The following is a 21,936-nucleotide window of genomic DNA, read 5'->3' as shown; positions in this document are numbered from 1 at the left end:
CAGGTTCGGCGCCCAGTACTGCGCCTGCCCGTTCGGGCCCATCACCCGGTCGTATCCGCCGATGCCGAAGTTGTCCTCGGCGGACACGCCGCCGGAGAAGTCCAGCGCCTGCTTGCCGGTGAGCACCATGGCCGAGTCCGGTGTCATCACCAGGACGCCCTTGGTGTGCATGAGCATCGTGGCCTCGGCGTTCCAGTACGGCTGCGCACCGACGTTGATGCCCGCCACCACGACGTGGATCTCGCCCCCGGCCTGGGTGAACTCGATGATCCGCTTGAGCCCCCGCGCGACCCAGTCCATGTTCTCGGTGCCGGAGTCCATCGCGATCCGCGCCCCGGCCGAGAGCGTGTACCACTCGACCGGCACCGCCATCGTCTCGGCGAGGTCGAGGGCGGCGACGATCCGGGAGCACTCGGGCTCGGACACGGCGCCGAGGGCCTTGGTCGGATCCCCGCAGAGCAGGACCCGCGTGATGCCCTCCGGATAGACCGTCGTCGGCGTCGTCGCGACCCCGACGACGATCCCCGCCCGGTTGCCGCCCGCGGGCCGGTCCACCGGGACGAGGGCACCGCTCTCGTCGAGGTCGTACTCGACGACGGTGCCCCCCTCGCCCGCGACGATGGAGAAGATCTCGTAGGGGTACACGGTGCCGCGGCGGCGGGCCCGCATCACCTTCTGCCCGTAGTCGTCCATCGGGGCGAGGTTCTCCGTCGGCGGTGGCCCGACGGAGAACTGCACGCCGGCCCCCGGCTGGGCGTAGAAGCTGCCGGCGACGGGGACCAGCTCGCCGTCGGGCCCCACCAGGTGGCCCTGCGCGAGGACCTCGTCGATGCCTGCGCCCGAGGTGATCGGGGCGATGCTGCTGCGCAGCGCGGTGACCTGCTCGAGCTCGGCGGCGATCGGCGGCCAGATGTGCAGCCAGACGTGGTTCATGTCCAGCGGCACGCTGCGGGACGCCCGCTCGCCCCGGGCCCGCCGGATCCCCTCGACGCACCCGGCGATCGCCCGCTCGACCTGCGGCAGTGAGCTGACCCGTCCCTCGGCGTCGCGCACCACGGTGAGCTCGCGGGCCTGGGCGAGGGCCACGAGCCGCTGGTCGGCGGAGTTCTCGGTCGCGACGGCGTGGTAGAGCAGGACGTCGTCAGGCGCGTCGAGCCGGGTGATGTCGAAGTCACGCAGGCGCCACAGGTCGAGGCGCCGGCCGACCATCGGGTGCACGCCGCGGACGAGGTCGTCCTCGACGAGCCCGTGGGCGGCGTCGGGCAGGGGCCGGAAGGTGAAGTAGCCGACCGGCAGTCCCGGGGTGCAGACCGCGACGGCCACCCGCCGGACGTCGAGCGCGAACGGGATCGCGAGCAACAGGTCCCGCAGGGCCGCGCAGCACTCGTCGGCGTCGGCGGGCGCGTCCGGCCAGGCGAGGTAGAGGTCGACGACGGCGGCCTGGTCGGCGGAGCGGGCCGCGACCCGTTCGGCCACCGTCCGGGCGAGCGCGCTCGCCGGGTCCAGCTCGGCGACGGTGCCGACCGTGGAGACCAGCCGGGTCGGCCGCTCGTCGAGGACGTAGTCGGCCTCGATCCCGGGCCGGCCGTCCACCTCGTCGGCCGCCGACCCGATCGAGGCCGCCCCGAGGTGACGCAGCTCGTAGCCCCGGTAGTGCCGCCGCACGAGGGTCTCGAGGAGCGCCTCCCGCACCGGCAGGCCGTCGAGCAGCCGGTTCGCGAGCAGGCCGACGATCCGCTCCGGGGTGCCTGCGAGGGCCTCGATCCGCGCGGCCCGGTCGGTGGCGTCGGGGTGGGCGTCGAGGTACTCGAGCTCCCCGGACACCCGGTCGAGGGCCGCGGCGCGCTCCCGGGCGGCCGCGGGCTCGTCGAACCAGCGGTAGCGCACGCTGCGCGCGAGGTCGCCGACGGCGGGGAACCGCCGCTGGGTGGCCCGGACGAGCCGTTCGAGCAGCTCGCGGATCCCGGCGGCGCGGTCGGTCCCGGCGAGGCCGTCGGGCGGCACGTGCTCGCCGAGCCAGCGCTGCAGGATCGCCGTGACGATCGCGAGCTCCGGGGCCGAGCGCTGCTGGGCGAGGAAGACCCGGAACACCGCGCGCTCGAGGTCGGGGGTCCGGGTGAGGTCGGCGACGCCGTAGTGCGCGACGACGCTGCGCAGCTTCGCCGTGTACATCTCGGGCAGGCCGCCGCGTTCGACGTCGAGGCTCTGCAGGTAGGTGTGGAAGTACTCCCGCGGGCTGTGCACCCGCATCTCGGCGCCGGTCTCCTCGTCGGCGGGCCGGTTGCGCGACAGCTCGGCGAAGTCCGCGAAGATCCCGAGCAGGCCGATCTCGTCGTCGTGGACGTCCTCGCCGCGGGCCGTGCGGGCGTCACGCTCGGCGAGCCAGCGCTCGAGCGCCACCCCCTCGTCGCCCGGGGCGACGTCGTAGCCGAGCAGCACCGCGCACAGGTCGTCGACGGCCGGGGCCTGCTCGTCGGTCACGGGCAGGTCGAGGTCGGGCGCGGCGTCGGTCACCGCGGGAGCGTCGTCGTCGGTCTCGACCGGTTCCAGGCGCGCGAGAGCCGTCCCGGTCTCGACCTGGCTGCCTGTCGCGACGTGCAGCTCCTTCACCACCGCCGCGAACGGCGCGTGGAGCTGGGTCTCCATCTTCATCGACTCCAGGACGAGCACCGGCGACCCGGCGGCCACCTCGTCCCCGACCGCGACCGGCGTCGCGACCACGAGCGCGGGGGCGGGGGCGCGCACCACGCCGCCCTCGTCGCGACCGACCCGGTGGGCGACCCCGTCCACCTCGACGAAGTGGACGGGCCCGTGGGTCGCGGACAGCACGCGGTGCGTGCGCCCGCCCAGGACCAGGCGGCTGTGGTGGGCGTCGAGGGGGCGGACCTCGACGTGCAGCTCGTGGGGCACGTCCTCGTCCGCGACGGTGACGCGGAAGCGGCGGGCACCGACCCGGGACACCTCGAGACGGTGGCTGCGGCCCCGCAGGGTCAGCTCGAACGGGCGCACGGCGCGGTGCTGGACGTACGGCCGTCCGCCGCGGGCGGTCTCGAGCAGGCGCGCGACGTCGACGAGCTCCTCGCTCTCGTAGGCCTCGACGGCGGCCGCGACCAGGGCCGTGCCCGCGTGGCGCTCCTCGGACAGGCCGCCCTCGGCGCGGACCCGGTCGATCCAGCCGGTGTCGGCGGTCCCGTCGATCACCTCGGGGCGGTGGAGCAGGTCGAGCAGGAAGCTCTTGTTGCTCACGCCGCCCTCGATGACGACCGCGGTCTCGGCGAGGGCCCGGCGCAACCGGGCCAGGGCCTCGTCCCGGGTCCGGCCGCTGGCGATGATCTTCGCGATCATCGAGTCGAACTCGGAGGGGATGACGTCGCCCCGGCTGACCCCGGTGTCGACCCGGACGCCCGGCCCGCTGGGCAGGTCGAGCAGCTCGATGCGTCCCGGTGACGGCGCGAAGTCGCGGTCGGGATCCTCGGCGTTGAGCCGGGCCTCGACGGCGTGCCCCACCTCGGCGGGCCGCTCGCCGACGTCGGTGAGCCGGCCGCCCACCGCCACGTGCAGCTGCAGGCGCACCAGGTCGGTGCCGGTGGTGATCTCGGTGACCGGATGCTCGACCTGCAGGCGGGTGTTGACCTCGAGGAACGCGAAGACCTCGTCGTCGGGGCGGTAGAGGAACTCCACGGTGGCCGCGCCGCAGTAGCCGACAGCCACGGCGAGCCGCTCCGCGGAGTCCCGCAGCAGCGCGGTCTGCTCGTCGCTCAGCAGGGGCGAGGCGGACTCCTCGATGACCTTCTGGTTGCGCCGCTGCACCGAGCAGTCGCGGACCCCGAGCGCCCAGGCGGTGCCGTGCGCGTCCGCGATCACCTGCACCTCGACGTGCCGCGCGCCGGTGACCAGCGCCTCGAGGAAGACGACCTCGCTCCCGAACGCGCGCAGCGCCTCGTCGCGAGTGGGCTGGTAGGCCTCGCGCAGCTCGTCCTCCGACCGGACCAGCCGGATGCCGCGCCCACCGCCGCCCGCAGCAGCCTTGAGCATCAGCGGATAGCCGATGCGGCCGGCGGCGGCGACGGCGTCGTCGAGCGAGTCGGCCGGCCCCCCGCTCCACGGGGCGACCGGCACGCCGACCTCCTCCGCGAGCTGCTTCGCCCCGATCTTGTCGCCGAGGCGGCGCATCGCGTCCGCGCTCGGTCCCACGAAGGTGACGCCGAGCCGGGCGCACCGGGCCGCGAACTCCGGGTCCTCGGCGACGAAGCCCCACCCGACCCACACCGCGTCGGCCTCGGTCGCGAGCAGCGCGGCCTCGAGCCGGTCGTGGTCGAGATAGGGGCGGTCCGCCGCCGCCCCGAGGGCATACGTCACGTCGGCCTCGCGGACGAACATCGCCGCCGGCTCGGCGTCGGTGTAGAGCGCGATGGTGCGGATCGGTTCGTCGGGACCCCGCTCCGCGTTGTGGTCGCGCACCGCGTGGATCAACCGGACCGCTGCCTCGCCACGGTTGATGATCGCGATACGCCCCACCGGACGCGCTCCGCCGGCACCTTCGTCGCTCGCCACGCCCGAGAAGATTCCTCGTTCCGCGTGTACTCGCCAGTCCGTCGCCCCGATGATTTCGAGCACCCGGTCCCGAGCAGGCATGATCGGGGCGTGGTCACCGAGAGCCCGCAGCGCACCGACCCCGCCGTCGACGTCCCCGATCCCCTCTTCGCCGAGGCCGCCACCGAGGCCCGCTGGCGCGGCCGTTTCACCGCCGCCCGGATCTCGGTGCCGGACTGGGCGCGTGACGCCACCGACCGCAGCGTCTACTCCTCCAACGCCAGCGGCACCTGGGAGGTATACGCCTGGGACCGCCGCAGCGACGTCCACCGGCAGGTGACCGACCGGCCGAACGGCACCCGCGGCGCCACGGTCTCGGTGGACGGCGCCGAGATCTGGTGGTTCGACGACACCGACGGCGATGAGTTCGGGACCTGGGTCCGCGAGCCCTTCGTCGCGGACGACACGAAGGCCGGGCCTGCCGTCGACGGCGCCGCGCGCGGCTACCCCGCGGGCCTCGACCTGGGGCGCACCACCACCGCGATCGGCTGGTCCACCGACGACGGGTCCACTCTCGCCGTCGCGGTCGGCGACGCGGCCCTGCGCACGATCTACGAGCACACCGAGGACGCGGGCATCGGCGGGCTCTCCCGCGACGAGAGCCTGCTCGCGATCTCGCACTCCGAGCACGGCGACTCCCGCCACCCGGCGATCCGGGTGCTCCGGGTCGCGGACGGGTCTGCGGTCGCCGACCTGCACGACGGCGAGGGCAAGGGCCTGGACCCGATCGAGTTCGCCCCGGTGGCGGGCGACACCCGGCTGCTGGTCGGCCACGAGCGCCGCGGCCGTGACGAGGTACTCATCTGGGACCCGGCGACGGGGGTCGAGACCGAGGTCGACATCGACCTGCCCGGCGACGTCTCCGCCGGCTTCTACCCCGACGCGTCCGCGCTGCTCGTGGCGCACACCCGGGCCGGGCGCACCTCCCTGCACCGCTACGACCTCGCGACCGGAGAGCTGCGCGACCTGCCGACGGCGCGCGGCTCGGTCGGCGGCGCGGACGTGCGCCCGGACGGATCGATCGAGTACGGCTGGTCGTCGGCGGAGCACCCGTCGTCGGTGCGCGTGCTGCGCCCCGACGGCACGGACGAGGTGCTGCTGACGCCCCCGGGCAGCCATGAGGAGGGAAAGACCAGCCCGGCGCCGTCGATGCGTCTCGACGACGGGTGGGTGCCCGGTCCCGGCGGCGACGTGCACGCCCTCTACGCGCGACCGGAGGGCACGAGCGGCCCGGTCCCGACCCTGTTCATGATCCACGGCGGTCCGCAGGCGGCGGACGAGGACCGCTACTCGGCGGTGCGCGCGGTGTGGCTGGACGCCGGGTTCGCGGTGGTGCACGTGAACTACCGCGGCTCGTCGGGCTACGGCTCGGTGTGGCGCGACGCGATCGAGGGCCGGCCGGGGACGACCGAGCTCGAGGACATCGCCGTCGTGCAGGCCTGGGCGGTGGAGTCCGGTCTCGCGGACCCGGCCGCGTGCGTGCTCGAGGGGTGGTCCTGGGGCGGGTACCTGACGCTGCTGGGTCTGGGCCTGCAGCCCGAGCGCTGGGCCGTGGGCTGCGCGGGGGTCCCGGTCGCGGACTACGTCGCCGCCTACGAGGACGAGATGGAGCCGCTGCGCGCGTTCGACCGCTCGCTCTTCGGCGGCTCGCCCACCGAGGTCCCGGAGATCTACTCCACGGCGTCACCCCTGACCTACCTCGACGAGGTGTCCGCGCCGGTGCTGGTGCTCGCGGGCGAGAACGACCCGCGCTGCCCGATCCGGCAGATCGACAACTACCTCGACGGCCTCGCCGCGCGCGGACTGGACTACGCGATGGTCCGCTACGACGCCGGGCACGGGTCGCTCGTCGTCGCGGAGACGTTGCGTCACACGGCCGCCGAGATCGCGTTCGCCCGCCGGGCGCTGGGGCTCTCGCTGCCGATCGCGGAGAAGGGGTGACGACGGGCCTGGACGCCCGGCCGCTAGGGAGCTGACGCCACCTTCTTGAGCTCGGCCAGCGCCTCCCGGAGGCACGCGTCGAGGCTGCGGCCGTCATCGGCGGTGGTCCAGCGCTCGAAGCCCGTCCGGAACACCGCGACCGAGCTCTGGGCGGCCAGCGACGCCGCGGGGGCCGCCACGCCGCGGCGCTCGAGCCCCTCGGCGATCGCGGACCCGAGTCTCGCCAGCTTGATGAGCTCGCGCTCCTGCAGCTCCGGGTGGGCGTCGATGATCGACTGCCGGGCCCGCGGGCCGTCGGGCCGCTCGCCGAAGAGCTCCGTGCTCGCCGCGAACGCCGCCGTCGCGGCGTCCAGCGCCGACAGCTCGGCCGGAGCCTCGGCGAGCGCGGCGAGGACGAGCTCGGTCAGCTGGTCCTGCCCGGCGAAGAGCACCTCGCGCTTGTCGGCGAAGTGCCGGAAGAACGTGCGCTCGGTGAGCCCCGCGCGGGTCGCGATCTCGGCGACGGTGGTCTGCTCGAACCCGCGCTCCGCGTAGAGCTCCATGGCCGCGAGCTGGAGGCGTCCTCGCGCGCCCGGCACCCAACGACCCATGCCCCGAGTCTAGGTGATGTCAGCGACTGACATGTGGTGCTACGCTCATGTCAGTCGCTGACATCAGGCGACGGTACGCAGTGCGAAGGGACATCTCATGCGCGTGTTCGTCACCGGGGCGTCGGGCTGGATCGGCTCGGCCGTCGTCCCGGAGCTGCTCGACGCCGGTCACCAGGTCACCGGCCTCGCCCGGTCGGATGCCTCGGCCTCGGCGCTCGAGGCCGCCGGTGTCACCGTGGTGCGCGGCGATCTCGAGGACACCGACCTGCTGCGGGACACCGCCGCCGCGTCCGACGCCGTCATCCACCTGGCCTTCCGCCACGACATCGCCTTCACCGGGCAGTTCGCCGAGGCCGTCGCGTCGGACCGGGCCGCGATCGCCGCCCTCGGGGAGGGGCTCCCGTCCGGCGGGGCACTCACCATCGCCTCCGGTGTCCTCGGCCTCGCCATCGGCGGCCGTCCGGCCCTCGAGAGCGACCGACCCGCCCCGGAGTCCCTCGCGGGAGGCCGTCAGGCCTCGGCCGACGACGCGCTGGCGCTCGCCGAGCGCGGCATCCGCTCCTCGGTCGTCCGGCTGTCCCCGACCGTGCACGGTGAGGGCGACGGCGGGTTCGTGCCGACCCTGATCCACGTCGCGCGGGAGAAGGGCGTCGCGGGCTATCCCGGCGACGGCTCCGCCCGCTGGACCGCCGTCGCCCGGTCCGACGCCGCCCGCCTGTTCCGCCTCGCCGTCGAGGTCGCGCCCGCCGGCTCGATCCTGCACGGCGTGGCCGACGAGGGGATCCCGGTGCGCGCGATCGCCGAGGCCATCGGGCGCCACCTCGACGTGCCGGTGCGGTCGGTGCCCGAGGAAGACGCCGGCGAGCACTTCGGCTTCCTCGGCATGTTCCTCGGGTTCGACAGCCCGGCGTCGAACACGATCACCCGCGAGGTCACCGGCTGGGAGCCGACCGGCCCCAGCCTGATCGAGGACCTCGACAAGGGCCACTACTTCGACGAGGCCGCCGGGAGCAAGTACGTCTGACCCGGAACGACCGAAGGGCCCCGTCGCTCGAACGGATCGAGCGAAGGGGCCCTTCGGTCGTGCACGGGAGCCTCGAGGGGCTCAGCTCTGCGAGAGGACCTTGCCCGTCAGCTCGCGGACCTTGGCCTCGATGCGCTCACCGACGCCCTGGTCGATGGACTTCCAGTAGTCGAACGCCCGCGCCAGCACGTCGTCGCCGACCCCACCTGCGAGGTGGCCCGAGACGTTGCCGATGAAGCGCTCGCGCTCCTCGTCGTTCCAGACCTCCATCATCATGGTGCGGGCCTGGATCTCGTCGGAGTCCTCGGGGTGCTTCACGTAGGCGGTGCGCTGGATCTCGCCGTCCGAGTACCACGTCGGCGGCTGCACCGTCTCGGTCGTCTGCGGGGCGCCCTTGGAGTTCGGCGCGTAGACCGGATCGACCGCGTTCACCGTCCGCATGGCGCCCGCGACGGTGTACGGGTGGGACTCGGTACCCCGCGGCGAGTTCACCGGGATCTGCTTGTAGTTGACCCCGAGCCGGGCGCGGTGGGCGTCGGCGTAGGAGAAGCCACGGGCGAGCAGCATCTTGTCGGGCGAGAGGCCCGTCCCCGGGGGCTGGTTGTTCGGCTCGAACGCCAGCTGCTCGATCTGGGTGTGGTAGTCGACGGGGTTGGTGTCCAGCGTCAACTTCCCGACCTCCTGCAGCGGGTAGTCGCTGTGCGGCCACACCTTGGTCAGGTCGAACGGGTTGAAGCGGTAGGTCTTGGCGTCCTCGAAGGGCATGATCTGCACCTTGAGGGTCCACGACGGGTGGTCACCGCGCTCGATGGCCTCGTAGAGGTCGCGCTGGTGGTAGTCGTTGTCCTTGCCGCACATCGCGTCGGCCTCGTCCTGGGTCATGCACTTCACGCCCTGGTCGGTGATGAAGTGGTACTTGACCCAGAATTCCTCGCCCGCGGCGTTGACCCACATGTAGGTGTGGCTGGAGTAGCCGTTCATGTTGCGCCAGGTCTCCGGGATGCCCCGGTCGCCCATGAGCCAGGTGACCTGGTGCTTCGACTCCGGCGACAGCGTCCAGAAGTCCCACTGCATGTCGTGGTCGCGCAGGCCGTTGCGGGCCAGGCGCTTCTGCGACCGGATGAAGTTCTGGAACTTCATGGGGTCACGGACGAAGAAGACCGGCGTGTTGTTGCCGACCATGTCCCAGTTGCCCTCGCGCGTGTAGAGCTTCAGCGAGAAGCCGCGCGGGTCGCGCCAGGTGTCGGGGCTGCCCCGCTCGCCGGCCACGGTGGAGAAACGGATGGCGCCCTCGGTCACCTCGCCGGGCTGGAACACCGCGGCCTTGGTGAAGCGGGAGACGTCCTGGGTGACCTCGAATCGACCGAAGGCGCCGCTGCCCTTGGCGTGCGGCTGGCGCTCCGGGATGCGCTCCCGGTTGAAGTTCGCCATCTGTTCGATGAGGTAGTGGTCCTGGAGCACGATCGGACCGTTGGACCCGACCGTGGCGGAGAACTCGTGAGTCGGCGCCGGGATGCCGGCGTCGTCCGTGGCGGGGCGGGACTGATTCGCGGAAGTCACTTCTCACCTCTCGTGGTGGTGGTGGAGGCGGTCGAAACGGCGGTGAGGTCTGGGGCTACCCGCTCGGGGTGACCTGGCATGCAGGGCACAGGCCCCAGAACACGACCTCGGCCTCGTCGATCTCGAATCCGCCGTCATCGGACGGCGTGAGGCACGGGCGGTCGTCGACCACACAGTCGACGTCGGCCGTGGCTCCGCACGAGCGGCACACCACGTGGTGGTGGTTGTCCCCGGTCCGCGTCTCGTAGCGCGCCGCCGAACCCGCCGGCTCGATGCGCCGCACCAGGCCCGCGTCCACGCACGCCGCGAGGACGTCGTAGACCGCCTGGGTGGACACCGAACCGAGCTCCGCGCGGACGACGTTCGCGACGGCGTCCGCGGTGGAGTGCGGGTGGTCGGCGAGGGCGACGAGCGCCGCGCGACGGGGCGCGGTGACCCGCAGACCCGCGGAGCGCAGCGCCGTCACGGCGTCACCGATGTCGTGCCGCGGGTCCCGCGGGGCGAGGTCGGGGACGCCTCCGGGGCGCTGGCCGTCGATCGTCATGGTGACCCGACGGTGCCACCGGAACTGGAATCAGTCAAGAAAAGGGCCGTCCCGACGCCAGGTGTCAACGATGGCGCATCGCTGACATGGCAGGCGCCCGGGTCTGACGGACAGATCGCCGTTCGGACGAGGAACTCCGGGGCCCTCGACCAGCCCTTGTCGTCCGGAATCACTGCGACAAGCCGCCGAGAACGTCGCAGGAGCCCGCGACAAGGCGCCGAGGAACAGCGGGCCCGCCATGTCAGGACGGTGCCGTCCTGACATCAGGTGGCAGCGATGGCGCATCGCTGACCGAGCACTCACCGGCCGCCGACGAGCTCCTCGGCGATCTCGTAGGTGTTGAGCGCCGCGCCCTTGCGCAGGTTGTCGCCGCACACGAAGAAGTCCAGCGTGTTCGGGAAGTCCAGCGCCTGCCGGATGCGCCCGACGTAGGTCGGGTCCTCCCCGACGACGTCCGCCGGCGTCGGGAACCGGCCCTCGCGCGGCTCGTCGACCAGCACGATCGAGGGCTGCGCGGCGAACACCTGGCGGGCGGTCTCGACGTCGACCGGGGAGTCGAACGTCGCGTGCACCGCGAGCGCGTGGGTCGTCACGACCGGCACGCGCACGCAGGTCGCCGAGACCTTGAGCCCCTCGAGACCGAGGATCTTCCGCGACTCGTTGCGGACCTTCAGCTCCTCCGACGACCAGCCGCCCTCCCGCCACGACCCGGCCCACGGCACCACGTTGAGCGCCAGCGGCGCGGGGAACGGGGAGTCGTCGGACAGGCCTGCCGCGGACAGGGCCTCGCGCACGTCCCCGGCGCGGTTCCCGACGCCCTTGCCCGCCACCGCCGACATCTCGGCCTGCAGGCGGTCGATGCCGTCCTGGCCCGCCCCGGAGGCGGCCTGGTAGCTCGCCACCACCAGCTCGGTCAGCGTGAAGGCCCGGTGCAGGGCGCCGATCGCGGCCATCATCGACAGCGTCGTGCAGTTGGGGTTCGAGACGACGCCCTTGGGCCGGGTGTGCGCGGCCGCCGCGTTGACCTCCGGCACCACGAGCGGCACGTCGGGGTCCATCCGGAACGCGCCGGAGTTGTCGACGGCGATCGCCCCGCGCTCGACGGCGACGGGCGCCCAGGTGGCGCTGACCTCGTCGGGGACGTCGAACATGGCGATGTCGACGCCGTCGAACGCCTCGGCCGAGAGCGCGACGACCTCGATCTCCTGCCCGCGCACGGTGAGGCGGCGGCCCGCCGAGCGCGGCGAGGCGATGAGCCGGATCTCCGACCACGGCACCGTCTCGCGGGCGTCGATGATGTCGATCATGACGGAGCCGACCGCGCCGGTGGCGCCGACGATGGCGAGGGTGGTCATCGCGTCTCCTACCTTCCGGTCCCGGCGTGGACCTTCGCCTCGGTGTCGCCGCCGAGGTCGAAGGCCTCGTGCAGCGCGCGGACCGCGTCGTCGAGCTGGGTGTCCCGGATGAGGGCCGAGATGCGGATCTCCGAGGTGTTCATCATCTCGATGTTCACACCGGCCTCGGCGAGGGACTCACAGAACGTCGCGGTGACGCCGGGGTGGCTGCGCATACCGGCGCCGACCAGGGTCACCTTGCCGACGTGCTCGTCGAAGATGACCTCCTCGTGGCCGACCTCGGCCTGCACCGCGGCGAGCGCGTCGACCGCCTTCTTGCCGTCCTTGACCGGGAGCGTGAAGGTCACGTCGGTCTTGCCGGTCTTCAGGTGCGAGACGTTCTGCAGCACCATGTCGATGTTGATGTCGACATCCGCGACGGCGCGGAAGATGCGCGCCGCGAACCCCGGCTGGTCGGGGACGCCGACGACGGTCACCTTGGCCTCGGACCGGTCGTGCGCCACCCCGGTCAGGACGGCCTGTTCCACGCTGAGCTCCTCGATGGACCCGGTGATCATGGTTCCGGGATGGTCGGTGTACGACGAGCGCACCCGCAGGGCCACGTTCTCGCGGCGGGCGTACTCCACGGCGCGCAGCGCCAGTACCTTCGCCCCGCAGGCGGCCATCTCGAGCATCTCCTCGTAGGTGATGCCCTCGAGCAGCTTCGCGTTCGGGACGATGCGCGGGTCGGCGGAGTAGACGCCGTCGACGTCGGAGTAGATCTCGCAGACGTCGGCCTTCATGGCCGCCGCCATCGCGACGGCGGTGGTGTCCGAGCCGCCCCGGCCGAGCGTCGTGATCTCCTTGGAGTCCGCGCTCACGCCCTGGAAGCCCGCGACCAGCGCGATCCCGTCGTCGTTCAGGGCCGCGTGGATGCGGCCCGGCGTGACGTCGATGATCCGCGCGTTGCCGTGCTTCCCGGTGGTGATCATCCCGGCCTGCGAGCCGGTGAACGACCGGGCGGTCCCGCCGAGGGCGTTGATCGCCATGGCCAGCAGCGCGTTGGAGATGCGCTCCCCGGAGGTCAGCAGCATGTCCAGCTCACGCGGCGGTGGGCTCGGGTGCACGGCGAGCGCGAGGTCGGTCAGCTCGTCGGTGGTGTCGCCCATCGCCGACGCGACCACCACCACATCGTTGCCGTCCTTGCGGGTGCGCATGATCCGTTCCGCCACGCGCTTGATGCGCTCCGCGGACTGGACGGACGACCCGCCGTACTTCTGGACGACGAGCGCCACCTCGACCGACCTCCGGCTACCTGGGGATGTGCTGGACCGACGGTCCGGCGACCCGGACCGGGGCTCCACCCTAGCCGAGCGGTCCCGGACGAACTCCCCAGATGTGGCGCGGAGCCCCGGATCAGGGCGCGAGCGCGTTGAGGATCTTCGCGATGACGATGCCGATGACCAGCCAGACGACGGCGGCCAGGCCGTAGTTCAGGATCACCTTGAGCGACTCGCTCGCCGGGAGGAAGAGGTCCCCGATGCCCAGCGTGAGGTTGTTCGCGGCGTCGGCGAAGAACGTCGTGATGCCGTTCTGCGGGTTGGCCGAGGCCACCGTGAGCACCACGTGGATGACGAGGATGGCGGCGAAGATGACCGTGAGGATGCGGATCACCGAGGCCGCGAGCGTCAGCGACTTGCTCGCCAGCGCGCGCATGTCCTGCGAGGTGCTCGCCTTGCGCTGCTGACCGGTCTCGGCGTCCTGCGACATGACGCAGATCATGGCATGACGGCCTACCCGGCGGTAGTGGAACGGTGACCAGCGGTCACCGTCGCGCGCCGAGGGGTGGGACCCGGATCACCGAGCGCCGCGGGTTGCCCGCACGGGGTCGGATGGGTCTACCGTGGTGGACGATGTTCCGCGAGCTGCTCCTTCTGCGCCGCGGCGGGGCCTGACCGAGACCGGCTCCCCGTCGCGGGTGATGCGCGCTCGCCGGTCGCCCCCGGGCGGACCGCTCGGGATCCCTGCACCGCCGCACGGAGATCACCAGCCATGAGCATCACCCCTGACGGACCCATCGGCGATATCCGCGAGACCGTCGTCCATCCCGACGGCGACATCCCCGCCGACCAGCCGTTCTGGAACCCGCAGCGGCCCAGCCGCATGCCGGTGCACCGCTACCGTCCCTTCGCCGACGTCGTCGAGAAGGTCTCGGTACCGGACCGCACCTGGCCGGACAAGATCATCACCAAGGCGCCCCTCTGGGGCGCGGTCGACCTGCGCGACGGCAACCAGGCGCTGATCGACCCGATGTCGCCCGCCCGCAAGCGCCGTATGTTCGACCTGCTGGTGCGCATGGGCTACAAGGAGATCGAGGTCGGGTTCCCGGCCGCCTCGCAGACCGACTTCGACTTCGTCCGCGAGATCATCACCGAGGGCGCGGTCCCCGCCGACGTCCGTATCCAGGTCCTGACCCAGGCCCGGGCCGAGCTGATCACCCGGACCTTCGAGTCGCTGGAGGGCGCGCACTCGGCCGTCGTCCACCTCTACAACTCGACGTCGATCCTGCAGCGCCGCGTGGTCTTCCGCTCCGACCGCGACGGCATCACGAAGATCGCGACCGACGCCGCGGCGTTCGTGCGGGCCGAGGCCGAGAAGCGCCCCGGCACCGACTGGCGCTTCCAGTACTCGCCGGAGTCCTACACCGGCACCGAGCTCTCCTACGCCAAGGAGATCGTCGACGCGGTCGGCGACGTCTGGGAGCCGACGCCCGACAAGCCGATGATCGTCAACCTGCCGGCGACGGTGGAGATGGCGACGCCCAACGTCTACGCGGACTCCATCGAATGGATGCACCGCAACCTCGCCCGCCGCGACTCGATCATCCTGTCGCTGCACCCGCACAACGACCGCGGCACCGGCGTCGCCGCCGCCGAGCTCGGCGTGCAGGCCGGCGCCGACCGCGTCGAGGGCTGCCTGTTCGGCAACGGCGAGCGCACCGGCAACGTCTGCCTGGTGACCCTGGGCATGAACCTGTTCAGCCAGGGGGTCGACCCGCAGATCGACTTCTCGGACATCGACGAGGTCCGGCGCACCGTCGAGTTCTGCAACCAGCTGCCCGTCGGCGAGCGCCATCCGTGGGGCGGCGACCTCGTGTTCACGGCCTTCTCCGGCTCGCACCAGGACGCCATCAACAAGGGCCTCGAGGCGATGCGCGTGCAGGCCTCCGACGCCGGGCGGTCGATCGACGAGCACCCCTGGGAGGTCCCGTACCTGCCCATCGACCCGAAGGACGTCGGCCGCACCTACGAGGCCGTCATCCGGGTCAACTCGCAGTCGGGCAAGGGCGGGGTCGCCTACCTGATGAAGACCGAGCACGGCCTGGAGCTGCCGCGCCGCCTGCAGATCGAGTTCTCGCGCCGCGTCCAGGAGGTCACCGACTCCGAGGGCGGTGAGGTCTCCGCCAAGGAGATGTACGACATCTTCGCCGAGGAGTACCTGAACCGCCGGTCCCCGCTCGAGCTGGTGAGCTCCCGGGTGTCCACCCACGACGACGGCAAGGCCGAGCTCGAGGCCACGCTGCGCGTCGAGGGCGACATCCACGAGGTCACCGGTGTCGGCAACGGCCCGATCGCCGCGTTCGTCGACGCGCTCGCCTCGGTCGGCTACGACGTCCGCGTCCTCGACTACGCCGAGCACGCCATGTCCGCCGGCGACGACGCCCGCGCCGCGGCCTACGTCGAGGCCGCGGTCGGTGTCGGCGAGGGCGGCGGGGACGTCGAGGTGTGGGGCATCGGGATCGACGGCTCGATCCTCACCGCCTCGCTGAAGGCCGTCGTGTCGGCGGTGAATCGGGCGATGCGCTGACGCGCATGTGAGCGGATTTGGCCGTCCCGACGACCAAATCCGCTCACATGGCCGTAGGCCTCCTACCGGCCAGGGCGCGGCCGAGGGTCAGCTCGTCGGCGAACTCCAGGTCACCACCCATGGGCAGGCCGGACGCCAGCTTCGTCACCGAGAGCCCGGGGAAGTCGCGGAGCAGACGCACCAGATAGGTGGCGGTCGCCTCGCCCTCGGTGTTCGGGTCCATCGCGAGGATGACCTCGGCGATCTCGGGCTCCGGCTCGCCCGCTGCGTCGTCCTCTCCGGGGGAAGCAGGCGACCCGCCGATCCGCCGGAGGAGCTCGCGCACGCGGAGCTGGTCGGGGCCGACGCCGCCCATCGGGTCCAGCGCCCCACCCAGCACGTGGTAGCGCCCCCGGAACTCCCGGGTGCGCTCCACGGCCATGACGTCCTTGGGCTCCTCGACGACGCACACCAGCGTCGCGTCCCGGCGGCTGTCACCACAGATCCGGCAGCGCGGCTTCTCACTGACGTTCCCGCAGACCTCGCAGAACACGACGCCCGCCTTGACCTTCGCCAGCGCCTCCTGGAGGCGCGTGATGTCGGCCTCCTCCGTCGCGAGGATGTGGAACGCCAGACGCTGGGCGCTCTTCGGACCGATGCCGGGGAGACGGCCGAGCTCGTCGATCAGGTCCTGGACCGGGCCCTCGAACACTGACGCCTACCTCCCCGTCGCTCCGCTCACCCCGTGCGGTTAGGCCCCCAGCTGCGGGCCGCCGGGCCCGCCCCCCATGTCCAGCCCGCCGGCGAGCGGGCCCATCTTCTCGGCCTGCAGCTGCGCGGCGTTGTCGGCGGCGTCGGCGAGAGCGCCCAGGACGAGGTCCTGGAGCGTGTCCACGTCACCGGGGTCCACGACCTTGGGGTCGATCTTGAGGCCGCGAACCTCGCCTGCGGCGGTCTGGGTGACCGTGACGAGGCCGTTGCCTGCCTGGCCGGTCACCTCCGTCTCCGCGAGCTCGGCCTGGGCGTTCATGAGCTGCTCCTGCATGGCCTGGGCCTGCTGCAGGAGGGCACCCATGTCGGGCATGTCGGACTGTCCTGGCTCCACGCCCCCAGGGTAGGGCGTGCGCCGTCCGGGACGCGCAGGCGTCGGGCAGAGTGGCGCGGGTGAGCGACACCGCCGACCTCGTCCACCGCCTGCTCTCCGCCCGCACCTGGCGTGCGTTCGACGTCGACGCGGACGGTCGCGTCCTCGCCGGCGACGACACCTCCGGCTCGGTGCAGCTCGTCGAGCTCACCCCGGACGGCGCGCGCCGCACCCTCACGGCGCTCCCCGGCGCGTGCTCCGGCCGGTACCTGAAGGGGGTCTCCCCGCGCACCGTCGTCGTCTCGCACGACTCCGCGGGCGACGAGCGGGCCCAGCTGTCGCTGCTGCGCCCCGACGAGGTCACCGACCCTGTCGCCGAGGAGGGCCTCGAGCCGCTCGTGCACGACCCCGCGCACATCCACTCGCTCGCGGAGGTGCTCGACGGCGGGCGGGTCGTCTACGCCACCAACCGCCGCAACGGCGTCGACTTCGACCTCGTGCTGCGCGACGTGGGCGGCCCTGCCGCGGGCACCGAGACGGTCCTCTACGACGGCGGCGGCATGGTCGGTGGCGCGGCGGTCGCCCCCGACGGGTCCGGCGCGCTCATGACCCGCCCCGGGACCCCCGCGATGAGCTCGCAGGTGCTCCTGCTCGCCGGCGCCCAGGTCCGCGAGATCACCCCCGCCGACGAGCCCGCGATCTTCAGCGGCCTGCAGTGGCTGCCCGACTCCACCGCCGCGATCGTCACCACCGACTCCGGGCGCGACCGCACCGGGCTCGCCCGCCTGGACCCGGCCACCGGCACCGTGAGCTACCTGGTCACCGACGACGCCCACGACGTCACCGGGCGCCTCTCCCCCGACGGCACGAGGCTTTTCGTGATCACCGACGACGACGGCGCCTCCCGGCTCGCGATCCACGACGCGGCGACCGGGGCGCACCGCGTCGACGTCATCACCCCCGGCGTCGGGGTCGGCGACTTCCTGACGGTGCCGCGCTGGTCGGCCGACTCGCTGGGCCTCGCCCTGACCTGGACGTCGCCGACGATCCCGGCCGACGTCGTCCTCGTCGACGCCGCGACCGGGCGCACCGGCACCGCGGCGACGTCGGTGGGCGACCTCGAGGGCCTCGAGCTGGTCACCCCGACGAGCGTCGGCGTCCCGACCCCGGACGGGGAGACGGTGCCGTGCTTCGTCTACGGCCCCGCATCCCCGACGGGGTCGAGCGTGCTGATCGTGCACGGCGGACCCGAGGGCCAGTCCGTGCGCTCGTTCTCCCCGATCGTGCAGGCGCTGACCGCGCAGGGGCACACCGTGCTGGTGCCGAACGTGCGCGGGTCCGTCGGTTACGGCAAGCGCTGGTACGCCCTGGACGACGTCGAGCGACGGCTCGACTCGGTCGCCGACCTCGCCGCGATCCACGACTACCTGCCCGAGCTCGGCCTCGACCCGGCGCGCTCGGCGCTCTGGGGCGGTTCGTACGGCGGCTACATGGTGCTCGCCGGGGTCGCCTTCCAGCCCGAGCGCTGGGCCGCGGGTGTCGACATCGTCGGCATCTCGTCGCTGGTGACGTTCCTGGAGAACACCTCGCCGTACCGCCGCGCCCACCGCGAGCGGGAGTACGGCTCCCTCGAGCGCAACCGCGAGTTCCTGGAGCGGGCCTCGCCGCTGAACCGGATCTCCGACGTGCGCGCCCCGCTGTTCGTCATCCACGGCGCCAACGACCCGCGGGTGCCGCTCTCGGAGGCCGAGCAGGTCGCGGCCGCCGTGCGGGACAACGGCGTCGAGGTCGAGCTGGTGGTCTACGGCGACGAGGGCCACGGCCTGGCCCAGCGCGCCAACCGGCTCGACGCCTACCCGCGCGCGATCGACTTCCTCGGCCGCGTCCTGGGGTGACCGGCGGGCCCGGCTAGCGCCCGTCGACCCGCCGCGCGCCCAGCTGTTCGGTCAGCAGCTCCATGACGATGTCGTCGGGGTCGCGCCGGGCCGCGCGGTCGCCCGAGCCCGGGTCGGCGTGCGCCTCGGCGTACATGTCGTCCTCGGTGACGTCCTCCTCGTCCGGCGGCTCGGGTGGAGGCGGGATGTCCGGGGGCCCGGCGGGCGGACGCGGGGCGTCGCTGCCGGCCGGGGGCTCGGGCGGCCGCGGGCGCTCCGCGGGCGGGGCGGGGGCACCGCCGGTCGGGCCGGCGCCACCGGTCGGGCCGGTGCCGCCGGACGGGCCGGTGCCGCCGGACGGGCCGGCGCCGCCGTCGCGCGCGCTCGGACGCTGGAACTGCGGCCGTCCGGCCGGGGCGCCCGGATCGGGGTCGGCGGAGCGCTCGGACGGCGACGGCGACGACTCGCGCCCGCCGCGCGACCGGCCTTCGGGCTGGGACGCACCGCGGGCCGGAGGCTGGGCGCGCTGCGGCGCGGTCGGGGGCGGACCGCCACGACCACGCTGGTCCGGGCCGCCGGAACCACCGGGGCCGGACCCGCCCGGGCCGGATCCGCCCGGTCCGCGCCCGTCCGCGTCGACCGCCCGCACCGCCCACTCCCCGGAGAGCACGCGCCGAAGCGCGGCGGTGACGTGAGCGGCCCGGTTCGGCTGCGAGAGCTGCTTGGCGAGCGGCGGCGTCGGCATCGCGAGCGTGACGGTGGTGCCCTCGACGGCGGCGACCGTGGCGTTCTGGAGGAGCGCGTGCGTCGGCTTGCTCGACTCGCGGACCGCCGACATCACCTCGGACCAGATCCGGCGCAGGCCCGCGGCGTCCATCGCCCCGGGCGCGGCGGCGGGCCGGGCCTGCTCCGCCTGCTCGGGCGCCGCGGGCTCCTCCCGGGGCGGCCGGTCGACCGCCGCGGCGGGCTGGTCGGCGGGGGCCTGCTCGACCGGGGTCTGCCGGCCCGCCGACTGCTGCGGGGCGCGTCCCCCGTCCGACCGGTCCGGCTCCCGGGGGCCCTCGACCGTCGCGGTCGGCCGGTCGGTGGGTGATTCGACCGTGGCGTCCTGCGCGTGCGCCGCCTGCCCGGTGGGCACCGGGGCCGACGCGGCCGGCGGGGCCTCCTGCGCCGGGGCGGGCGCCTCGTCCTCGTCGCGCTGCCGGGACGGCCGCTGGAAGCGGGGTTCCGCGGAGTCCTGCTCGGGCACGGCCGGCCCGGCACCCGGGGCGAGCGGCCCGCCGGCGCCCGCGGTGGCCCCGGCCTGCAGCCGCCGCTCGACACCCTCGAGCCGCTGCACGAGCGCGGCGTCCGACGACGATGCGGCGGGCAGCAGCATCCGGGCGCACACCAGTTCCAGGAGAAGCCGGGGCGCGGTGGCCCCGCGCATCTCGGTCAGCGCGGTGTGCACCAGCTCGGCGTGCCGCGCCAGGGATGCGGGACCGAGGCGCTGGGCCTGGTCGACCATCCGCTCGAGCTCGTCCGCGGGGACGTCGACCAGTCCTTTCTCCCCCGCGTCGGGCACGGCGTGCACGAGGATCAGGTCCCGCAGCCGCTGGAGGAGGTCGGCGGCGAAGCGGCGTGGGTCGTGGCCCGCCTCCACGAGCCGGTCGACGGCGCCGAACACCGCGGAACCGTCGTGGGCGCCGAGGGCGTCGACGACGTCGTCGAGGATCGCGACGTCGGTGACCCCCAGCAGCCCGACCGCGCGCGCGTAGGTGACCCCGGCATCGTCGGCACCGGCGAGCAGCTGGTCCAGCACCGACAGCGAGTCGCGCGCCGATCCGCCGCCCGCGCGCACCACCAGCGGGTAGACCGCGGGCTCGACGGAGACGTCCTCCTCGCCGCAGATGCGCTCGAGCAGGCCGCGCAGCGTGCTCGGCGGCAGCAGACGGAACGGGTAGTGGTGGGTCCGCGACCGGATGGTCGCCAGCACCTTGTCCGGCTCCGTGGTCGCGAAGACGAAGATCAGGTGCTCGGGCGGCTCCTCGACGACCTTGAGCAGCGCGTTGAACGCCGCCGTGGTCACCATGTGCGCCTCGTCGATGATGAAGACGCGGTACCGGGAGCTGACGGGCGCGAAGTGCGCGCGGTCCCGCAGCTCGCGCGCGTCGTCGACGCCGTTGTGGCTGGCCGCGTCCATCTCGGTGACGTCGAGGGACCCGGGACCGTTCGGGGCCAGCGCGATGCAGGACTCGCAGACCCCACACGGGTCCGGCGTGGGGCCCTGCTCGCAGTTCAGCGAGCGGGCCATGATCCGGGCGCTGGAGGTCTTCCCGCAGCCGCGCGGGCCGGAGAACAGGTAGGCGTGGTTGATCCGGCCCGCGGACAGCGCGGTGCGCAGCGGATCGGTGACGTGCTCCTGCCCCACGACCTCGGCGAACGTGCCGGGCCGGTACCTGCGGTACAGCGCGAGGCTCATCGGTCCTGCTCTACTGCTGTCGGTGTCCCCGCCACGGCCGCGAGGCTACGCGGGCGGTCCGACAGCGACGGGGCGGCTTCTCGTGGAGCGGCGCCCGGGACGAAAGGGGACCCCGCGCACCCGCCAGAGCCCGTTGACCCTTGCTGCCTTCCGGCCCTGGGGGAGTTCACAGGATGGACGCCGCGCGGGGTCCGGAGACGACTCTACCGGTCCGCCGGGCCCGTTCCCCAGGGGTGGGGTCGGCCGCCGTCGCCGGGGCCTCCCTCCACCCCACGGATGCCACGGGAGGGGCCTGTACGATTCCCGGCGGAGGATTGGCCGAGTGGCCTAAGGCGCACGATTGGAAATCGTGTTGGGGTAACACCCTCACGGGTTCGAATCCCGTATCCTCCGCCAGCCTCGAGCGTTCGCCGGGTCCTCCCTCACGGGCAGGCCCGGCGTTCGTCGTCTCCGGGGCCTCGGCCAGGTTCGCGGACGCGGCCCGGGACGGGGATCGTCGGGGCCGTGCCGATGAACCTGATGCACCGTCGCCTCTGCAGCTCCGCCGACTGGGCCACGAAGGTCGCCGACCGGATGCCCGGCGACCTCGCCGAGGTCGACCTCGGCGACGACGTCCTGGAGATCGGTCCGGGCTACGGCGCGACGACGGCCGTGCTGCTCGGATGGGTGCCGCGGCTGACGGCCGTCGAGGTGGACGAGGCCTCGGCGGAGCGCCTGGACGCCGAGTACCGCGGGCGGGCGACGATCGTGCACGGCGACGGCACCGCCCTGCCGTTCGACGACGGGCGCTTCTCGGCGGTCGTCTGCTTCACGATGCTCCACCACGTCCCGTCGCGGGCGCTGCAGGACGCGCTCTTCGCCGAGGCAGCCCGGGTGCTGCGCCCCGGCGGGGTGTTCCGCGGGGTCGACTCCCAGCTCAGCCTGCGCTTCCGGGTGCTCCACATCGGCGACACGATGGTCGTCGTCGACCCGGGGACGCTGCCCGCGAGGCTGACCACGGCCGGGTTCGACGACGCCCCCGAGGTCGGGCTCATGCCCGACACGCGTCTGCGCTTCACGGCACGGAAGAGCTGATCACCCGCGCG

General features: G+C 73.3%; 15 protein-coding genes, 1 tRNA gene and 1 other RNA gene. 6 read left to right on the top strand and 11 right to left on the bottom strand.

Annotated features, from left to right (window positions below; genetic code table 11):
* Positions 1-4,554, bottom strand: a 4,554-nt coding sequence (locus VGI02_RS13795; protein ID WP_331627957.1) for an ATP-binding protein, incomplete at its 3' end; no start/stop codon positions are given.
* Positions 4,555-4,644: 90 nt separating this feature from the next.
* Between VGI02_RS13795 and VGI02_RS13790 the strand changes: the two genes are divergently transcribed.
* Positions 4,645-6,534 (top strand): S9 family peptidase, encoded by a 1,890-nt coding sequence (locus VGI02_RS13790; protein WP_331627956.1) that lies wholly within the window; start codon positions 4,645-4,647, stop codon positions 6,532-6,534.
* A gap of 23 nt (positions 6,535-6,557) precedes the next feature.
* On the opposite strand, the gene VGI02_RS13785 is transcribed toward VGI02_RS13790, so the two are convergent.
* Positions 6,558-7,124, bottom strand: coding sequence for a TetR/AcrR family transcriptional regulator (locus VGI02_RS13785; RefSeq protein ID WP_331627955.1), 567 nt, complete (start codon positions 7,122-7,124; stop codon positions 6,558-6,560).
* 97 nt (positions 7,125-7,221) lie between these two features.
* Between VGI02_RS13785 and VGI02_RS13780 the strand changes: the two genes are divergently transcribed.
* Positions 7,222-8,148: an SDR family oxidoreductase gene (locus tag VGI02_RS13780; protein ID WP_331627954.1), complete on the top strand. Its 927-nt coding sequence runs from the start codon at positions 7,222-7,224 to the stop codon at positions 8,146-8,148.
* 81 nt (positions 8,149-8,229) lie between these two features.
* On the opposite strand, the gene VGI02_RS13775 is transcribed toward VGI02_RS13780, so the two are convergent.
* From VGI02_RS13775 to VGI02_RS13755, 5 genes are all read right to left on the bottom strand, one after another.
* Positions 8,230-9,708, bottom strand: coding sequence for a catalase (locus VGI02_RS13775; RefSeq protein WP_331627953.1), 1,479 nt, complete (start codon positions 9,706-9,708; stop codon positions 8,230-8,232).
* Positions 9,709-9,763: 55 nt separating this feature from the next.
* On the bottom strand, positions 9,764-10,252 hold the full coding sequence (locus VGI02_RS13770) for a Fur family transcriptional regulator (RefSeq protein ID WP_331627952.1): 489 nt from the start codon (positions 10,250-10,252) through the stop codon (positions 9,764-9,766).
* Positions 10,253-10,551: 299 nt separating this feature from the next.
* Positions 10,552-11,607, bottom strand: a complete 1,056-nt coding sequence (locus VGI02_RS13765; RefSeq protein ID WP_331627951.1) for an aspartate-semialdehyde dehydrogenase — start codon at positions 11,605-11,607, stop codon at positions 10,552-10,554.
* A gap of 8 nt (positions 11,608-11,615) precedes the next feature.
* Entirely contained in the window at positions 11,616-12,881 is a 1,266-nt protein-coding gene (locus VGI02_RS13760) for an aspartate kinase (RefSeq protein ID WP_331627950.1), read from the bottom strand.
* A 121-nt stretch (positions 12,882-13,002) separates the two neighbouring features.
* Entirely contained in the window at positions 13,003-13,356 is a 354-nt protein-coding gene (locus VGI02_RS13755; RefSeq protein ID WP_331627949.1) for a hypothetical protein, read from the bottom strand.
* A gap of 282 nt (positions 13,357-13,638) precedes the next feature.
* On the opposite strand from VGI02_RS13755, the gene leuA reads away from it, so the two are divergent.
* Positions 13,639-15,453, top strand: coding sequence for a 2-isopropylmalate synthase (leuA, locus tag VGI02_RS13750; RefSeq protein ID WP_331627948.1), 1,815 nt, complete (start codon positions 13,639-13,641; stop codon positions 15,451-15,453).
* A 43-nt stretch (positions 15,454-15,496) separates the two neighbouring features.
* Here leuA and recR read toward each other — a convergent pair whose 3' ends face one another.
* Positions 15,497-16,144, bottom strand: coding sequence for a recombination mediator RecR (recR, locus tag VGI02_RS13745; RefSeq protein WP_331627947.1), 648 nt, complete (start codon positions 16,142-16,144; stop codon positions 15,497-15,499).
* Between the two features lie 39 nt (positions 16,145-16,183).
* Positions 16,184-16,516 carry a YbaB/EbfC family nucleoid-associated protein gene (locus VGI02_RS13740; RefSeq protein ID WP_331627959.1) on the bottom strand — a complete coding sequence of 111 codons (333 nt, stop codon included), beginning with the start codon at positions 16,514-16,516 and terminating at the stop codon, positions 16,184-16,186.
* A gap of 80 nt (positions 16,517-16,596) precedes the next feature.
* Between VGI02_RS13740 and VGI02_RS13735 the strand changes: the two genes are divergently transcribed.
* Positions 16,597-18,411 carry a S9 family peptidase gene (locus tag VGI02_RS13735; RefSeq protein ID WP_331627946.1) on the top strand — a complete coding sequence of 605 codons (1,815 nt, stop codon included), beginning with the start codon at positions 16,597-16,599 and terminating at the stop codon, positions 18,409-18,411.
* Positions 18,412-18,424: 13 nt separating this feature from the next.
* Here the strand turns inward: VGI02_RS13735 and VGI02_RS13730 are convergent, their stop codons facing one another.
* Positions 18,425-20,851 carry a DNA polymerase III subunit gamma and tau gene (locus VGI02_RS13730; protein ID WP_331627945.1) on the bottom strand — a complete coding sequence of 809 codons (2,427 nt, stop codon included), beginning with the start codon at positions 20,849-20,851 and terminating at the stop codon, positions 18,425-18,427.
* 101 nt (positions 20,852-20,952) lie between these two features.
* An RNA gene (ffs, locus tag VGI02_RS13725) (signal recognition particle sRNA small type) lies at positions 20,953-21,047 on the bottom strand.
* 112 nt (positions 21,048-21,159) lie between these two features.
* Between ffs and VGI02_RS13720 the strand changes: the two genes are divergently transcribed.
* A tRNA-Ser gene (locus VGI02_RS13720) sits at positions 21,160-21,247 on the top strand.
* Positions 21,248-21,361: 114 nt separating this feature from the next.
* Entirely contained in the window at positions 21,362-21,925 is a 564-nt protein-coding gene (locus VGI02_RS13715; RefSeq protein ID WP_331627958.1) for a class I SAM-dependent methyltransferase, read from the top strand.
* Positions 21,926-21,936 lie beyond the last annotated feature (11 nt).

Source organism: Actinomycetospora sp. (assembly GCF_036497245.1).
GTDB lineage: Bacteria > Actinomycetota > Actinomycetes > Mycobacteriales > Pseudonocardiaceae > Actinomycetospora.
The sequence above is the reverse complement of the archived record's forward strand: the minus strand, read 5'-3'. Positions and strand labels throughout refer to the sequence as shown.

Coding starts and splice junctions, on each gene's coding strand:
- VGI02_RS13785 (WP_331627955.1), bottom strand. CDS start 7,124: ATGGGTCGTTGGGTGCCGGGCGCGCGAGGACGCCTCCAGCTCGCGGCC.
- VGI02_RS13780 (WP_331627954.1), top strand. CDS start 7,222: ATGCGCGTGTTCGTCACCGGGGCGTCGGGCTGGATCGGCTCGGCCGTC.
- VGI02_RS13770 (WP_331627952.1), bottom strand. CDS start 10,252: ATGACGATCGACGGCCAGCGCCCCGGAGGCGTCCCCGACCTCGCCCCG.
- VGI02_RS13765 (WP_331627951.1), bottom strand. CDS start 11,607: ATGACCACCCTCGCCATCGTCGGCGCCACCGGCGCGGTCGGCTCCGTC.
- VGI02_RS13755 (WP_331627949.1), bottom strand. CDS start 13,356: ATGTCGCAGGACGCCGAGACCGGTCAGCAGCGCAAGGCGAGCACCTCG.
- leuA (WP_331627948.1), top strand. CDS start 13,639: ATGAGCATCACCCCTGACGGACCCATCGGCGATATCCGCGAGACCGTC.
- VGI02_RS13740 (WP_331627959.1), bottom strand. CDS start 16,516: ATGCCCGACATGGGTGCCCTCCTGCAGCAGGCCCAGGCCATGCAGGAG.
- VGI02_RS13730 (WP_331627945.1), bottom strand. CDS start 20,851: ATGAGCCTCGCGCTGTACCGCAGGTACCGGCCCGGCACGTTCGCCGAG.
- VGI02_RS13715 (WP_331627958.1), top strand. CDS start 21,362: ATGAACCTGATGCACCGTCGCCTCTGCAGCTCCGCCGACTGGGCCACG.